We start from the raw sequence: 16,541 nt of genomic DNA, 5'->3' as shown, positions 1-16,541 counted from the left end.
TTAGATTTTAGAGTTAAGATTTTGTTATAGAAAGCATTTCGTAATTTATAATTTTATTGGTTTACAAATTCATAAAAATCCAATTTTATAATTTCCCAGTTTTTTCCCAATAAGCAATTTGGTTCAAAATCAGTATCGGCTTCTTCAAAAAAGATTAATTGCTCTTTTATTTTCTCATAATCCTCCGTATAAGGATATCGTTTTTGAAACAGAGTAATCATTTCATCAACATTCATTTTATCAATAAAATAATGCAAATCCCAAAAATCTTTCTTTCTTCCACCACGTAAAACAACATCGAGTTTCATGGCAATAATTTCGTTTATTGTTGCCATTCTTATTTCGTTGATGATTAGAGGAGGCTCTATAAAATCGTCTGTGTAATATAGATCTATTTTTACGCAATCCATTTCTGAAGTTCCTACTATAAAATAAGTTCCAAAACTAACATTTTCAAGACTTCTAGAACTGCAAAACGGATATTTAATTTCTAAAAACTCTCGAATTGCTTTGTAATCTATGGAACCATATTCTGCATCAGTAAACAAATCTATGTCAACCGACATCCTATGACCAGTTTGTAAACTTAAAGATGTTCCGCCAACTAATCGAAAAGGAGCAAAAATGGGTTCGGTAATAATATCTTGAAGTACTACTTTCAAAATGGGTTTTACTGTATTCCAATATAAATCTTTCATCGGCGTTGGTTTATTATTTTTATTTTATCTACTTCAGTTTTTCCATAAAAACGAGTTATTTCTTCTATTTCAGATGTATTGCCATAAGCCAAAACCCTTCTAATAATTGCAATTTTCATCAATTTCCAATCGATTTTATCAAAAGTCGTATCCCAAAAAGTAATTTTATTCAACTTAGAAAGATCAGGTTTATAATTATCATCTTTCTTAGATTGTTTGATTTCATAAAACACCTGTAAAGTCATTAAAAAACCTTCTTCAAATCCCAATTTTTCTTCAATTTTCAATGACAAATCAACATTCATATTTCGATTTCCTTTAATAATCGAACCTAAAGTCTGTGGGTATTCATCAATAGAAAGCGCAAATTGTCTTTTGCTGATGTTTCTTTTCTGCAATTCCCGCTCAATAATTTTTCCCGGATGAACTCCTTTTAATATTTCGAGTTTTGTTTTCATAATACAAATATAAACAAATTTGTTTACATTGTAATTTTCTGTTATATGCCTAAAAAATTTAAAAGAATCAACAATCTAAAATCTAAAATTATTTTGTAGCTATTTCCAGCTTTCCGTTTCAAGTCCTCATAAAAAAAACAAAAGTTTCTAATGTCCTAAAAAGAGCTTCCGCTGGTCGCTTTTTTAGAACAAGAAACTTTTGTTTTTTTTATTCCGGGCTTTACACTTCAATCTGGGCTATGAAACTCCGGTCGAAAATCACGTTTATCAGTCATTAAAACCCTAAAAGTTATACCTATATATATAATCAATCTGTTTATAGATAAATCTGCAATTTTAGGAATGATAATATTAAAATAACTCAAAAATCAATTAGCAAGGCTGATATTTAAAAAAAATAGATACTTTTGTTGCAGAAAAATAGACCAATGGCAAAGAATTTAGTAATAGTTGAGTCACCTGCAAAGGCAAAAACAATCGAAAAGTTTTTAGGAAGTGACTTTCAAGTTGAGTCAAGTTATGGACACATAGCCGACTTGCCTTCGAAGGAGATAGGAGTAGATGTAGAGAATGGTTTCAAACCTAAATACGAAGTTTCACCCGATAAAAAAGCCCTAGTTAGTAAACTGAAAACCCTTTCTAAAAATGCCGAAATGGTTTGGTTAGCGAGCGATGAGGACCGCGAGGGTGAGGCTATTTCATGGCATCTGGCGGAAGAACTTAAATTAGATACTAAAAAAACAAAAAGAATTGTTTTTCACGAAATCACTAAATCGGCGATTCTTAAAGCAATCGAAAATCCAAGAGAAATTGATTATAATTTAGTCAACGCACAACAAGCGCGTCGTGTTTTAGACCGTTTGGTGGGTTACGAATTATCACCGGTTTTATGGAGAAAAATCAAAGGTGGACTTTCAGCAGGTCGTGTACAATCGGTTTCGGTTCGTTTGATTGTAGAGCGTGAACGAGAAATTCAGAATTTTAATGCAGTTGCAACGTATTCAGTTGTAGCTGAATTTGTGAATGAAGCCGGAAAAGCCTTCAAAGCAAAATTGCCTAAAAATTTCAATACAAAAAAAGAAGCCGAAGATTTCTTAAATCAAAATATCGGTTCGCAATATAAAGTTTCGGATTTAGAAACAAAACCTACCAAAAAATCACCAACAGCACCTTTTACAACTTCAACTCTGCAACAAGAAGCAGCCAGAAAATTGTATTTGCCAGTTGGTATCACCATGCAGCTTGCACAGCGTTTGTACGAAGCGGGACTTATAACGTATATGAGAACGGATAGTGTAAACCTTTCAAAAGATGCAATGGATGCTGCAGAAGCAGAAATCATAAAATCATACGGGAAAGAGTTTTCAAAACCTCGAACTTTTGCAAATAAAAGCAAAGGAGCACAGGAAGCGCACGAAGCAATTCGTCCGACAGACATGTCACGTCACACCGTAAATATCGATCGTGATCAGGCTCGTTTGTATGATTTGATCTGGAAAAGAACTCTGGCTTCACAAATGAGTGATGCGCAATTAGAAAGAACAAACGTAAAAATCGAAGCCAATAATCATAGCGAATTATTTACAGCTTCCGGTGAAGTGTTGCTTTTTGAAGGTTTCCTGAAAGTGTATCTTGAAGGTCACGATGATGACGAAGAAGAGCAGGAAGGAATGTTGCCGGCAATGAAAGTCAATGAAAAATTGGCCAACAATTATATTACCGCTACAGAAAGATATTCTCGTCCGCCAGCACGTTATACAGAGGCTTCTTTGGTGAAAAAATTAGAAGAATTAGGAATTGGTCGTCCGTCAACGTACGCGCCAACTATTTCTACTATCATCAACAGAAACTATGTAGAAAAAGGAACGCTGGAAGGTCAGGAGCGTAATTATACACAGCTTACTTTGCAAACTGGTAAAGTAGGAGAGAAGTTGCTAAAAGAAAACACAGGTTCTGATAAAGGAAAATTAGTTCCTACAGATATCGGAACGATCGTAACGGATTTCCTGGTTAAGAACTTCGGTAATATTCTGGATTATAATTTTACTGCAAAAGTAGAACAGGATTTTGACGAAATTGCAGAAGGAAACATCGACTGGGCAACCATGATGCAGGAATTTTACAATAAATTTCATCCCAATGTAAAAGAAGTTGAAGCCAATGCAGAACGCGAAAGCGGTGAAAGAATTTTAGGAAAAGATGCTGACGGAAGACAGGTTTCGGTTCGTTTAGGAAAATTTGGTCCGATGGCTCAGATTGGAGAAGCGGATGACGAAGATAAAAAATTTGCCAGTTTAATGGCCGATCAAAATATTGGAAACATTACTTTAGAAGATGCTTTAAATTTATTCTTGTTGCCTAAAAATTTAGGTGAGTATAAAGGAGAAGAAGTAGAAGTAAGTAACGGTCGTTATGGCCCTTACGTGCGTCACGGAAGTGTGTTTATTTCGTTGCCAAGAGGAGAAGATCCACTTGCTGTTACAAAAGAAAGAGCTCAGGAATTAATTGATGAAAAAGCAATTGCTGATGCGCCAATCGCTGTTTATAAAGGCGAAGGTGTCCAGAAAGGTACAGGCCGTTTTGGTCCTTTCATTAAATGGAATGGAATTTTTATCAACGTAAGTAAAAAATACAATTTTGATAACTTATCGCAACAGGATGTTCAGGATCTTATTGAGGATAAATTACAGAAAAATATAGATAAAGTGCTTCATAATTGGGAAGACGAAGGAATTTTGGTTGAAAAAGCGCGTTGGGGCCGCTCGGTGATTACCAAAGGCAAAATCAAAATTGAATTGAGTAAAGATGTTGATGCAACAAAATTAACGCTCGCTCAGGTTCAGGAAATGATTGCAGCTAAAACGCCTGTTAAAAAAACGCCAGCAAAAAAAGCTACAACCGCTAAGAAAGCACCTGCTAAAAAACCAGCCGCTAAGAAAAAATAATTAAGATATTAATTCTTTCTGTTTCCCTCTGTTTTGAAGAGGGAAACAGAGAGGTTAAAAGATATAATAAATGGAATTTGATTTTCTAGAACCGGTTGATGACGGAATTTTAAAGTTTATAAGCTCATTATCCTCTCAGGAGTTGGGTAGTAAAGTGGTGTTTCATACGCAGGACCAATTTCCGGATATTAGTAAAGTTACGATTGCTATTATAGGTGTTTTGGAAGACCGTAGGAATATTAATATGGTCAACGAGGTAAATTTAGCAGCTGTACGTAAAAAACTTTATGGTATGTTCCCCGGAAACTGGGATGCTTCTATTGCGGATTTAGGCGATATCCTTGCTGGAGATTCTGTTGAGGATACTTACTTCGCTCTAAAAAAAGTAACTTCTACCTTAATTAAGAATAAAGTGATTCCTATAGTTCTAGGAGGTTCTCAGGATTTGACTTATGCTATGTATCGTGCTTATGACGATTTGGAGCAAATGGTCAACATGGTTTCTGTAGATAACAGGTTTGATTTTGGAAAAGAAAACGAAACGGTTTCGGCTAACTCGTATCTAACTAAGATTATTATAGATGAACCCAATAATCTTTTTAATTATTGTAATATTGGGTACCAAACATATTATAACTCTCAGGAAGAGATTGATTTAATCGAAAAATTGTTCTTTGATGCTTATCGTTTGGGCGAAATTTCTAACAATATAGCTTTGGCTGAGCCGGTGTTTAGAGATGCTGATTTAATTAGTATCGATTTAAATGCTGTAAAGTCATCAGAATCCGGAAATATGGTTACTTTTGAGCCAAATGGTTTCAACGGAAAAGAAATTTGTTCTTTAGCCAGATATGCCGGAATTAGTGATAAAGTGACGGCTTTCGGGATATTTAATCATAATAGTACGTTGCCGGAATCCGTGATTATTTCGCAAATTGTTTGGTATTTTATCGAAGGATATCATTATCGTTCTAAAGAATACCCTTTTGGGAGTCGCGCCAACTATTTAAAATATATAGTTCCTTTAGAAGAAGAAGAACTGATATTTTATAAAAGTGACAAAACCGATCGTTGGTGGATTGAGATTCCGTTTGTGTCAAATGGAGGCAATAAATTGAAGAGAAACACGTTATTACCGTGTTCTTACGAAGAGTATTTATTAGCTTGTAATCAGGAGTTACCAGAACGATGGTGGAAAGCACAAAGAAAAAATGCTTTATAACAAAGAAATTTGTTAAAATAAAAAAGAGCGGAGGGCTTTAAAATATTTTTAACGTTTTTTAGTAGGCTAAATAAGACAAATTTTAAAATTTAACGTTTTACACCGATTTTTTTATGTTCTTTATCGGTTAAATATTTTTTTTTTATTTTATTTAACATTATTTTTGAACGGTAAAATAAAATTAGTGAATAGGTATTGTTTTTTAGATAAATAATAAATACGTTTACGAACTTATAATAATGAATAGATAATCCAAATTTATATGAAGAAGTTTATTGCATTTGCGGCAATGTTAACACTAGTTATTGGCTGTGGTAAATCAGGTGATAAAGGTGAATTAGTTGGTGTTACAGGAGGGAAATGGCATCCGGAGAAACCTTACGGTATGACATTGGTTCCAGGAGGCTCTTTTATTATGGGTAAATCAGATGATGATTTAGCTAATGTTGAAGATGCGCCTACTAAAACGGTAACAGTTCGTTCTTTTTATATGGATGAGACTGAGATAACCAATAGTGAATATCGTCAATTCGTAGAATGGGTGAAAGATTCAACTATGAGAGTTCGTTTGGCTATTTTGGCTGACGAAACTGGTCAGAAAGCGCCAACAGACGGAAAAGGAAAAAATGCAGGAAGCATTGCTGACTACGCATTTAATGATTCTGATCCGGAAAAAATGACAGCTTATGATAAGTATATGTACGATAATTATTATAGTGTAGGTACTAAAGATGATCCTTATGCAGGAAGAAAATTAAACAGAAAAGTAAAATTAATCAAAGATACAAAGGCGTATCCGGATGAGTATTACACTGAAGTAATGGATTCTATGTATTTGCCTATCGAAGAATCTTACAATGGATTAAGAACAATTGATGTAAATAAATTGAAATTCCGTTATTCATGGATGGATATTCAGGCTGCAGCAAAAGCTAAAGTGGGTAAAAGAAAAGATTTCGTAAAAACTGAGCAAGTAGGAGTTTATCCTGATACTACAGTTTGGATTAAAGATTTCGCTTATTCTTACAATGAGCCAATGCACAATGATTATTTCTGGCATAAGGCTTACGGTGATTATCCTGTAGTAGGAGTTACCTGGATACAGGCAAAAGCTTTTTGTGCCTGGAGAACTTTAAATAAAAATACATACATCAAATCAAAGAAAAAAGGACGTGATCTTGTAAATGCTTTCAGATTACCTACAGAAGCAGAATGGGAATATGCTGCCAGAGGAGGTCTTGAATCAGCAACTTACCCTTGGGGAGGTCCTTATACTAAGAGTGATAGAGGTTGTTTCTTAGCAAACTTTAAACCAAATAGAGGAGATTATGCTGCAGATGAAGCTTTATATACAGTTGAAGCTAAGTCGTATGAACAAAATGGTTATGGTTTATATAATATGGCTGGAAATGTTGCGGAGTGGACAAATTCAGCTTACAATCCGAATGCTTATGAGTATGTTTCTACAATGAATCCAAACGTAATAGACAATACAAATCAGCGTAAAGTTGTTCGTGGTGGTTCCTGGAAAGATGTTGCTTACTTCCTACAAGTAAGTACTCGTGACCTTGAATACGCAGATTCTGCCAGAAGTTACATTGGTTTCAGAACAGTTCAGGATTATATGGGAACTCAAGTTACCGGAAACAACAAATAACAGTAAATTATAATTAAATCAATAACCAAATCAGAATCTATTTAAAACCTAAAAAAAAGAATTATTATGGCATTATTAAGTAAAAAAGCAATGAATTTCGCTTATGGTATGGGAGCGGCAGTGGTAATCGTTGGAGCATTATTCAAAATTACTCACTTTGAAATTGGACCATTAACAGGTACCTTGATGCTTTCTGTAGGATTAATTACAGAGGCGTTAATTTTTGCCCTTTCAGCTTTCGAACCAGTTGACGACGAATTAGACTGGACTTTAGTGTACCCAGAATTAGCTAACGGACAAGCTAGAAAAAAAGCGGATAAAGTTGAAACTCCATCTGATGCCCAAGGATTGTTGTCTCAAAAATTAGACACAATGTTAAAAGAAGCTAAAATTGACAGCGAATTAATGTCAAGTTTAGGAAACAGTATTAAGAATTTTGAAGGAGCTGCAAAAGCAATTTCTCCAACAGTAGATTCTATCGCAGGACAAAAGAAATATGCTGAAGAAATGTCTATGGCGGCTGCACAAATGGAATCATTAAACAGTTTATACAAAGTACAATTAGAAAGTGCTTCAAGAAATGCACAGGCAAACAGCGAAATTGCTGAAAATGCTTCTAAATTGAAAGAACAAATGCAATCAATGACTGCAAACATTGCTTCTTTAAACAATGTTTACGGTGGTATGCTTTCTGCAATGAGTAACAAAGGATAATTAGTTTTTGACTATTATATTAAATTTATTAATAAGAACTAATTACAAAACAAAATGGCAGGAGGAAAATTAACCCCTAGACAGAAGATGATTAACCTGATGTATCTGGTTTTCATCGCGATGTTAGCAATGAATATGTCAAAAGAAGTTTTATCTGCTTTTGGCTTAATGAATGAAAAATTTGAAAGTGCAAATACTTCTTCTGTAGAGACAAATGCTTCATTATTATCATCTTTAGACCAAAAAGCTGCTGAAGCAAAAGGAGAGTTTGCAACTGCTGCAGTTACAGCTCATAAAGTTGAAACTGTTTCTAAAGAGTTTTATGAATATATTGCAACTTTAAAAACAGATGTTTTAAAAGGATTTACAACAGATCAGGAAACTGGAAAATTACCTTACGAGTCTATGGACAAAGGAGATAATATCGACAACTGGTTTACAGGTGAAGGATATACTGCTAAAGGTAAAGACGTTATTGCTCAAATCGAAAAATATAAAGCAGGTATGAAAGCTGCTTTAGGAACTGAGAAAAAATACGCTGCTATTTTAGCTGAAGTAGAGAAGAAATTCGATGTTTCTGATGTTGCTAATAAAGAAGGTTTAAAGGATAAGTATTTAGCTTACCACTTTAAAGGATTTCCAGCTGTTGCATCTTTAGCTAAACTTTCGGCTTGGCAAAATGACGTTAAAAAATCAGAATCTGATGTTTATAGTTCAGCTTTAGGAAAAGCAGCTGTTGCTGCTGCATCTTACAGTAATTACCAAGCGATTGTTGTTTTAGATAAAAATGCTTATTTCCAGGGTGAGAATGTTACAGGTAAAGTGGTTTTAGGTCGTTATGACGAAAACACAAAACCTACATCTTTCCAGGGACCTGGTAAAATTGTTAACGGTCAGGCAATGATTTCGTTAACTGCTGGTGGAATTGGAGAGCAAAATATTAACGGTCAGTTTACGTTCTTAGAAGACGGAAAAAACATTCCGCTTAAATTTGCAGGTAAATATGTTGTAGTTCCTAAACCAAATTCAGCTACTATTTCTGCTGATAAAATGAATGTTGTATATAGAGGTGTTGTAAACCCTATGACTATTTCATTTGCAGGTGTAGCGGCTAATAAAATCAAAGCTTCGGCTCCAGGTTTAAGCCAGGGTTCTGGTGCAGGAAAATATAACATGAGCCCGGGTTCAGGAAATGAAGTTGTTATTAACGTAACAGGAACTTTAGATAATGGACAAACGGTTTCAGATAAAAGAGTTTTCAGAATTAAAGGTATTCCAGGACCAACAGGAACAATTAGAGGAGAAATGGGTGTTGTAAAAGGACCTAAATCAAATTTAGAAATTGCTACTATTGGTGCTAAATTACAGGATTTCGATTTCGAAGTTGGTTTAGATGTTGTTGGATTTAACTTAAAAATTACTGGACAGCCTACGGTTGTGGTTAACGGTAACAAATTAAATGCACAATGTAAATCAGTTCTATCAAAAGCAGGTAGAGGAGATCAGGTTACTATTTCTGAAATTAAAACAAAACTTGTTGGAGCAGGAAGCTATTTATTACCTAGAACTGCACCGGTAATTTACGAAATACAATAATAAAGTAGTGAAAACTACGTTCAATATCTTATAATGATATCATGATGAAAGTAAGAAATTTTTTAATAGCTATTGTTTCTATCGCAGGAAGTTTATCTTCATTTGCGCAATCTAATTTGCTGAATGCAAAAACTCCTGATCAAATAGGACTTAAGACGGCAGCCCAACTTATTTCAGATAATGATAAGCCATTGGCGTATGGTTATGTTGATGATAGAGATATCCTAATGGGAAAAACTACCTGGGAGATTATTGATTTGAATGAAAAAATCAATTTTCCTTTGTATTTTCCTGTAGATACTGCTAATATTGGTCCTGATAGACGTTCTCTTTATGATGTCCTGACAAAGGCCATTAAAAAGGGTAAAATAACTGAAGTATATACAGATAGTTATTTCAATACTAAAAAACCTATGAAAGACATCGAGGCGTCATTATCACGTATTGATACAACGGATGCTGGTAGAGAGCAAATCAACTCTGGAACTGCTTTGTCTGCTGAGTATATCCTGAGAACAGATATGACAGCACAAGACGTTACTCAGTATAAAATAAAAGGATACTGGTATTTTGATAAACGTCAAAGTGAATTAAAATATCGTTTGTTAGGACTTTGTCCTGTAACTCCTGATGTTTACACTATGAATAGTGATGAGAAGGATTATATTGAATTGTTTTGGATTTTCTTCCCTGCAGCAAGAGAGGTGTTGCATGAAGCAAAAGCTTTTAATGATAAAAATTCGGCTCTTCCAATTTCATTTGATCAAATTTTGAATTCCAGACGATTTAATGCGGTTATTTATAAAGAAGAAAACCTTTATGGAGATCGTGAGATTAAGGAGTATATGAAAGATAATGCTCAGAATCAATTGTTAGAATCAGAAAGAGTGAAAGAGAAAATTCGCAATTTCGAACAAGATATGTGGAACTACTAAGTATTCGAAAAACATATAATAGAAAACTCTTACTACCTTTGTAGTAAGAGTTTTTTTTATTTAACCAATTTAGTATGATTGATTACCTGATTATAGGATCTGGATTAGCAGGGATTTCTTTTGCAGAAATAGCACAGACAAACAACAAAACAATTTTAGTGATTGATGATAAATCGCAGCAATCATCCAGAATTGCGGGCGGTTTGTATAATCCGGTTATTTTAAAGCGTTTTAGTGAAGTCTGGAAAGCCGAAGAACAATTGGTATTGATGGAGGAGTTTTATCATCAGGTGGAAGGAAAATTGCAGACGAAGTTTAATTTTAGGCTTCCGATTCTTCGAAAATTCTTTTCGATAGAGGAGCAAAATAATTGGTTTGCAGCTTCAGATAAACCTCTATTGGCACCTTTTCTTTCTACAAAATTAATTCACAAAAAATATTCGGGTATTGATTCTCCTCATGATTATGGAGAAGTTTTGCATACCGGTTATGTTGATACGGCACTTTTGTTAGATAAATATCAGGAATATTTAGAAATCAATAAGTTGCTACTACGCGAAACATTTGACTATTCTAAATTGATATTTCATGATGAGTTTGTTCAATACAAAGATTTAGAAGCCAAAAATATAATTTTTGCCGAAGGTTTTGGTCTGCATGCGAATCCGTTTTTTAATGATTTACCGCTTGATGGTACTAAAGGAGAATTGTTTATTATAAAAGCACCAAACCTGGATTTGGATGTTATTGTGAACACCAGTGTCTTTATTCTGCCTTTAGGCGATGGTTTATTCAAAGTGGGTGCAACGTATAATTGGAAAGACAAAACCGACTTGCCTACAGAAGAAGGAAAGACAGAACTATTAGACAGAATTCAGGAAATCATCAGTTGTGATTTTGAAATTGTTTCGCATTTTGGCGGTGTAAGGCCAACGGTTCGGGATAGAAGACCAATGATAGGAACTCATTATGAACATAAACAATTGCATCTCCTGAACGGATTGGGTACACGAGGTGTGATGCTTGGCCCTGCCATGGCAAAAGATTTGTTTGATTATATCGAAAATCATAAACCGCTAGACCCGACAATCGACATTTATCGTTTTTATAAAAAGAGGAAATGATTTTTTTGAGGTTCTAAGGTTCTGAGTGACTAAGTTTCTAAGTTTTTTAGCAGAAAATATGACTATCCGTTTCTTATAGTAATCTTTTAGAATGGCACACAGATGGAACTGATTTTATCGGATTAACGCTGATTGTGATTTACAAAGAGTTATAAAAATCCGTTTTTATCTGTTCAAATAGTGTCATCTGTGGTCTATTTTTATTTAGGCCTCTTAGCAGAGAGTCACGATAGAAAATATACTCAATCTTGTCATTCCGGAGGAATCTCTGCGTTGTAAATTCAGCATCGAGATGTGCCTCTGGAATGACAAACTAGACGTTATGGCAAGAAAAATTACGATTTAGAATTTAAAAACATTCTTTTGAAAATAGGTGCCCTAGCCCTGATAGCAGCGAAAATCCTTTTGTGGCGGGGTTCGCCACAAAAGATTGAAGCGGATAGCAGGAAATAGCTCCTAAAACTTTGTATCCGACTTTAAAACTTTGGAATTTGGAGTTTAGAATTGGAATTTACTTTTTAGTTTTGGGATCATAAGAAACAAACATATTGATGTAAATGTTTCTTGATAAGCGTAAAACAAAAGGGAGTAAAACGATCAAGGCAACAATTATAGAAATAAAGGCGTAACCGATAGTGGCCCCAAAAAAGACAAATGAAATGATAAATGCGGCAATTCCGACGGCTACATTTAGACCGTAACTTACGTACATGGCGCCGTAAAAAAAAGAAGGTTCGAGTTGGTATTTTAATCCGCAATGACTGCAATTTTCGTTCATTTTGAGAACTTTAGTCAAATGAAGCGGATTTTTGTCCGAATACATGCTCTCATTTTGACATTTTGGACAAGTTCCTGTTAAAATACTATTTAGTTTGGATCCTTTTTTTAACATTTGCAAAAAATTTACTTTACCATTATTCTGGTCATACAAATTTACAATTTTCATTCTCGGTTTAGGGTGTCAAAACTTTAAACTTTAAACAATATTTTAATGCTTAATATACACAATCTTTCGGTTTCTTTTGGAGGAACATATTTATTTGAAGAAGTTACTTTTCGTTTGGGAGCAGGAGACCGAGTGGGTCTTGTGGGTAAAAACGGAGCCGGTAAATCGACAATGCTTAAAATGTTAGCAGGAGATTTTGCTCCTGATTCCGGAGTTATTTCTCAGGAGAAAGATATCCGTATGGGTTTTTTACGTCAGGATATCGATTTTGAACAAGGAAGAACGGTGCTTGAAGAAGCGTATGAAGCTTTTACGGAGATTAAAATTGTAGAGAAAAAATTAGAGCAAATCAATCATCAATTGGTGACCAGAACCGATTATGAAAGTGAAGAATACGGTCAGATTATCGAGGATTTATCTGACTATACCCATCGTTTTGAACTTTTAGGAGGTTACAATTATGTGGGTGATACGGAGAAGATTCTTTTAGGATTGGGGTTCAAGAGAGAAGTTTTTAATAACCAGACCGAAACCTTTTCAGGAGGCTGGAGAATGCGTATCGAGCTGGCAAAATTATTATTGCAATCCAATGATGTGTTGTTGCTGGATGAGCCAACCAACCACTTAGATATCGAGAGTATCATTTGGTTAGAGAGTTTCTTGCGTAATTATCCTGGTGTGGTGGTGATTGTGTCGCACGATAAAATGTTTTTGGATAATGTTACGAACCGTACCATCGAAATTTCGTTAGGAAAAGCATACGATTTTAATAAACCGTATTCTCAATATTTGGAATTGCGTCATGAAATTCGTGAAAAACAATTGGCTACCCAAAAAAATCAGGCCAAGAAAATAGAAGAAACTGAGAAATTAATCGAGAAATTCCGTGCAAAAGCTTCCAAAGCTTCGATGGCGCAATCGTTGATTAAAAAATTAGATAAAGTAGAACGAATTGAAGTTGATGAAGACGACAATTCGGTTATGAATATTTCGTTTCCAGTTTCTAAAGAACCAGGAAGAGTAGTGGTTGAAGCCGAAAATGTAACCAAAGCGTACGGCGATAAAGTGATTCTGAAAGACATTAGTTTACTGGTTGAAAGAGGAAGTAAAATTGCTTTTGTGGGTCAAAACGGACAAGGAAAATCTACTTTTATAAAAGCTTTGGTAAACGAATTTGAATACCAAGGAACGATCAAATTGGGACATAATGTACAGTTAGGCTATTTTGCCCAAAATCAGGCCGAATATTTAGATGGCGAAATTACCTTGCTTCAAACCATGGAAGACGCTGCAATGGATACCAACCGAATGAAAGTTCGTGATATGTTAGGTTCGTTTTTGTTTCGTGGAGACGATGTGGAGAAAAAGGTAAAAGTACTTTCTGGAGGAGAGCGTAACCGTCTGGCTTTGTGTAAATTATTGTTGCAGCCTATCAACGTATTGCTGATGGATGAGCCTACGAATCACCTGGATATTAAATCTAAAAACGTTCTGAAAGCGGCACTTCAAAAATTTGGCGGAACACTATTATTGGTTTCGCACGATAGAGATTTCCTGCAGGGAATGTCGAATATCGTGTATGAATTTAAAGATCAAAAAATCAAAGAATATTTAGGCGATATCAACTATTTCTTAGAGCAGCGCAATCTTGAAAACATGCGTGAAGTCGAGAAAAAAGACGTTGCCAAAGCTGCTGCTCCCAAAGAAAGCAACAAAACTTCTTACGAAGATCAGAAAAAAGGAAAAGCGCTGCAAAACCGTTTAAGCAAAATCGAAAGCCAAATCAAACAATTAGAAAAAGACATTCAGCACGACGATAAAATGCTGACTTCTAATTATGATAAACACATCGAAGACGCTTCGTTTTTCACCGCTTACAATAAAAAGAAAGCCGATTTAGACCAATTGCTTCTGGATTGGGAAATCGTTCAGGAAGAGATAGATAATTTTAATGCATAAAAATTTCAGGAGCTAATCCAGCTTTCCGTTACAAGTCCTCACAAAAAAACCTGTATTTCTACTGTCGTAAAAAGAGCTTCTTTCAGTCGCTTTTTTACAACAGGAAATACAGGTTTTTTTGCTCCGGGCTTTCCACTGCAAATGAAATTCACTGAACTCCGATTAAAAACAAATTTATAGTGAAGTAATCTGGGCTAGGAAGTTCAGGTGTGAGTTATTTTTGTTTCAGGTTTCAGGTTTCAAGTTTCAGGTTTCAAGTTTTTCTCGAAACGTAAAACCCACAACTCACAACCAACATCTCACAACCGACATCTCACATTTCACAACTCATAAAAAAAACCTACTTAATTAGCCCAATAGACTTCGAGTGCATAATCGCTTCGCTGCTATCTTTAAAATAACAAACCGAAATCCCTAGACTTTCTAAGTTTTCTAAAATAGTTTTCGTGGCTTCTTTTTGGTGAGATCCGGTTTGACGAATGTAAACCGCTTTTACTGTTACGGGGAAAATTTTGCAGATTTGCTCATATAAAAACGGGTCATGCTGCGAATCGTCTCCCAGCAAAACATATTTCAGGTTTGGGTAAAATTCTAAAACATGTTTGATTTTATCAAATTTATGGTTGTGATTGCCTCTTCCGCTCATGAAGAAATCGGTGATGCCTCTTTTAATATCTTTCAATAAAATTACGGCTCTGGGCAATTGATGAATTTTAGTAAATTTTACAATAAACCGATATAAATTCCATTCGCTGCTCGAAATATAAAAAAAAGCATTCTGTTCCTCTTTATTGTTTCTTCCGGCAGAACTTAGCGCCTGATAATGCGGTACAACATCCTTGAAAACCTTTCGGTCATTGACGTTTTTAAACAAAAGAATGTATATTTTTTTGAAAATATTATGCGTGTGCGAAATCAAAAACGTATCATCAATATCAGTTATAATACCCAAATTTCCTTTGTGAGGCCTTATAAAACTTCCTGTTGATGTAATAGTTTCATTTTTATATCGGATGCTCACTTCGTAAGACATCCATCCAAAATTAAACTCTTTTTCCAGTGGGATGCAGAATTTAAAGTAGCCGTCGTCTAAGGTTTTAGTATGAATTTCCTGTTCGCCAAATTTTAGATAAACGTCAAAGTTTGCTAAAGTTTTTATTCGAAACTGATTGATAATCGAAGTAGCATTCTTGAAGTTTTTCTTCTGAAAATCATAATCATACAAATTTTTGAAAACATGACCCATTACAATTAATTCTTGTTCATTAGCATAACCGCGATATAATTGTAGAATTGGTTTCATTAATTGTGTACTTTTATAGAAATTGAAAATTAATTATTTTAATCGGTTTTAAAGGGAAAATTTTGAAAAAGAATGTCATTTTTGTGGTAAATCCAATTTCGGGCGATTTAGATAAATCCGAATTAATTGATGCTGTGCAAGAGTTTGCAGCAACAAATCATTTTGATTTAGAAGTGTATGAAACCACTGGAGAAAAAGATTTGCAGACTATAAAATCATTATATGACCAATATCAGCCTCAGCGAATTATCGTGGCAGGTGGCGATGGAACTATAAAAATGGTGGCCGAAGCAATGGAACATCACGATGTAATTATTGGGATTTTGCCTGCGGGTTCTGCCAACGGTTTGTCTGTAGATTTGAATTTGCCTGCTACAATCGAAGAGAATCTTAAAATTGCTTTTTTAAGCGATTATATCGAAATGGATATGATTTGCATCAACGGCAAAAAAAGTATTCATTTAAGTGATATTGGCCTCAATGCCGATTTGGTTAAAAATTACGAAAACAGCGACTTGAGAGGTTTTTGGGGATATGCTTTACAGGCTTATACTACTCTAAAAGAATCTGCGGAGCCATTTGTAGCCACTATCATGGCTAATAACGAAACCGTTGAGCATACGGCCCGAATGATTGTAATTGCCAATTCGCAAAAATACGGAACCGGTGTTATCATCAATCCGCATGGCGCGATGAATGATGGCAAATTTGAATTGGTTATTCTTAAAAGCCTGGATTTATTGTTGCTCGGAAAAATTATTACAGGCAATATGCCCATTGACTCTGATGATATTGTGATTATCTCGACAGATAAGGCGGCAATTAAAACAGATTCTCCGGTAAATTTTCAGATTGATGGCGAATATTGTGGTGCCCAAACCGATCTGGAAATTCATATTCTGCACAAACAAATGAAAATTGCGGTTCCTTAAATACAAGATATAAAACATGAAGAAACTTGCGCAAAGTTTGTCATTCCGTAGG

At 34.8% G+C, this 16,541-nt stretch carries 13 protein-coding genes; 9 read left to right on the top strand and 4 right to left on the bottom strand.

What is annotated here, in order from left to right:
• Positions 1 to 53 precede the first annotated feature (53 nt).
• A complete protein-coding gene (locus GON26_RS12685) occupies positions 54 to 698 on the bottom strand; it encodes a nucleotidyl transferase AbiEii/AbiGii toxin family protein (protein WP_160375136.1) in 645 nt (214 codons plus the stop codon).
• Positions 695 to 1,156, bottom strand: a complete 462-nt coding sequence (locus GON26_RS12680) for a helix-turn-helix transcriptional regulator (protein ID WP_160375135.1) — start codon at positions 1,154 to 1,156, stop codon at positions 695 to 697. Before GON26_RS12680 ends, GON26_RS12685 begins: the two co-directional genes overlap by 4 nt.
• Before the next feature lie 428 nt (positions 1,157 to 1,584).
• Here GON26_RS12680 and topA point away from each other — a divergent pair, with 428 nt between their 5' ends.
• From topA to GON26_RS12645, 7 genes are all read left to right on the top strand, one after another.
• Complete coding sequence (topA, locus tag GON26_RS12675; protein WP_160375134.1) at positions 1,585 to 4,101, top strand: type I DNA topoisomerase; 2,517 nt, start codon at positions 1,585 to 1,587, stop codon at positions 4,099 to 4,101.
• A gap of 70 nt (positions 4,102 to 4,171) precedes the next feature.
• Positions 4,172 to 5,323 (top strand): formimidoylglutamase, encoded by a 1,152-nt coding sequence (locus tag GON26_RS12670; RefSeq protein WP_160375133.1) that lies wholly within the window; start codon positions 4,172 to 4,174, stop codon positions 5,321 to 5,323.
• Between the two features lie 262 nt (positions 5,324 to 5,585).
• Positions 5,586 to 6,980, top strand: a complete 1,395-nt coding sequence (gene porK / locus GON26_RS12665; protein ID WP_160375132.1) for a T9SS ring complex lipoprotein PorK/GldK — start codon at positions 5,586 to 5,588, stop codon at positions 6,978 to 6,980.
• 66 nt (positions 6,981 to 7,046) lie between these two features.
• A complete protein-coding gene (gene porL / locus GON26_RS12660) occupies positions 7,047 to 7,694 on the top strand; it encodes a type IX secretion system motor protein PorL/GldL (protein WP_160375131.1) in 648 nt (215 codons plus the stop codon).
• Between the two features lie 54 nt (positions 7,695 to 7,748).
• Positions 7,749 to 9,290 carry a type IX secretion system motor protein PorM/GldM gene (gene porM, locus GON26_RS12655; RefSeq protein WP_160375130.1) on the top strand — a complete coding sequence of 514 codons (1,542 nt, stop codon included), beginning with the start codon at positions 7,749 to 7,751 and terminating at the stop codon, positions 9,288 to 9,290.
• Positions 9,291 to 9,334: 44 nt separating this feature from the next.
• On the top strand, positions 9,335 to 10,225 hold the full coding sequence (porN, locus tag GON26_RS12650; protein ID WP_160375239.1) for a type IX secretion system ring subunit PorN/GldN: 891 nt from the start codon (positions 9,335 to 9,337) through the stop codon (positions 10,223 to 10,225).
• Between the two features lie 74 nt (positions 10,226 to 10,299).
• Positions 10,300 to 11,349, top strand: a complete 1,050-nt coding sequence (locus GON26_RS12645; protein ID WP_160375129.1) for an NAD(P)/FAD-dependent oxidoreductase — start codon at positions 10,300 to 10,302, stop codon at positions 11,347 to 11,349.
• Positions 11,350 to 11,860: 511 nt separating this feature from the next.
• Here the strand turns inward: GON26_RS12645 and GON26_RS12640 are convergent.
• Complete coding sequence (locus GON26_RS12640) at positions 11,861 to 12,241, bottom strand: DUF983 domain-containing protein (protein ID WP_160375238.1); 381 nt, start codon at positions 12,239 to 12,241, stop codon at positions 11,861 to 11,863.
• Positions 12,242 to 12,340: 99 nt separating this feature from the next.
• Between GON26_RS12640 and GON26_RS12635 the strand changes: the two genes are divergently transcribed.
• Entirely contained in the window at positions 12,341 to 14,254 is a 1,914-nt protein-coding gene (locus GON26_RS12635) for an ABC-F family ATP-binding cassette domain-containing protein (RefSeq protein WP_160375128.1), read from the top strand.
• A 340-nt stretch (positions 14,255 to 14,594) separates the two neighbouring features.
• Here GON26_RS12635 and GON26_RS12630 read toward each other — a convergent pair whose 3' ends face one another.
• Positions 14,595 to 15,557 carry an App1 family protein gene (locus tag GON26_RS12630; protein ID WP_160375127.1) on the bottom strand — a complete coding sequence of 321 codons (963 nt, stop codon included), beginning with the start codon at positions 15,555 to 15,557 and terminating at the stop codon, positions 14,595 to 14,597.
• A 62-nt stretch (positions 15,558 to 15,619) separates the two neighbouring features.
• Between GON26_RS12630 and GON26_RS12625 the strand changes: the two genes are divergently transcribed.
• Positions 15,620 to 16,489, top strand: coding sequence for a diacylglycerol/lipid kinase family protein (locus GON26_RS12625; RefSeq protein WP_160375126.1), 870 nt, complete (start codon positions 15,620 to 15,622; stop codon positions 16,487 to 16,489).
• Positions 16,490 to 16,541: the final 52 nt, after the last annotated feature.

It is taken from the genome of Flavobacterium hydrocarbonoxydans, from assembly GCF_009789235.1.
GTDB classification, from domain to species: domain Bacteria; phylum Bacteroidota; class Bacteroidia; order Flavobacteriales; family Flavobacteriaceae; genus Flavobacterium; species Flavobacterium hydrocarbonoxydans.
Note: the sequence above shows the minus strand (reverse complement) of the source record. Positions and strands in the feature narration are given on the sequence as shown.

Excerpts from the sequence above, each read along its gene's own strand:
- GON26_RS12630 (WP_160375127.1), bottom strand. The coding sequence starts at position 15,557 with ATGAAACCAATTCTACAATTATATCGCGGTTATGCTAATGAACAAGAA.
- GON26_RS12685 (WP_160375136.1), bottom strand. The coding sequence starts at position 698 with ATGAAAGATTTATATTGGAATACAGTAAAACCCATTTTGAAAGTAGTA.
- porK (WP_160375132.1), top strand. The coding sequence starts at position 5,586 with ATGAAGAAGTTTATTGCATTTGCGGCAATGTTAACACTAGTTATTGGC.
- porN (WP_160375239.1), top strand. The coding sequence starts at position 9,335 with ATGAAAGTAAGAAATTTTTTAATAGCTATTGTTTCTATCGCAGGAAGT.
- GON26_RS12635 (WP_160375128.1), top strand. The coding sequence starts at position 12,341 with ATGCTTAATATACACAATCTTTCGGTTTCTTTTGGAGGAACATATTTA.
- porL (WP_160375131.1), top strand. The coding sequence starts at position 7,047 with ATGGCATTATTAAGTAAAAAAGCAATGAATTTCGCTTATGGTATGGGA.
- porM (WP_160375130.1), top strand. The coding sequence starts at position 7,749 with ATGGCAGGAGGAAAATTAACCCCTAGACAGAAGATGATTAACCTGATG.
- GON26_RS12645 (WP_160375129.1), top strand. The coding sequence starts at position 10,300 with ATGATTGATTACCTGATTATAGGATCTGGATTAGCAGGGATTTCTTTT.
- topA (WP_160375134.1), top strand. The coding sequence starts at position 1,585 with ATGGCAAAGAATTTAGTAATAGTTGAGTCACCTGCAAAGGCAAAAACA.
- GON26_RS12680 (WP_160375135.1), bottom strand. The coding sequence starts at position 1,156 with ATGAAAACAAAACTCGAAATATTAAAAGGAGTTCATCCGGGAAAAATT.
- GON26_RS12640 (WP_160375238.1), bottom strand. The coding sequence starts at position 12,241 with ATGTTAAAAAAAGGATCCAAACTAAATAGTATTTTAACAGGAACTTGT.
- GON26_RS12670 (WP_160375133.1), top strand. The coding sequence starts at position 4,172 with ATGGAATTTGATTTTCTAGAACCGGTTGATGACGGAATTTTAAAGTTT.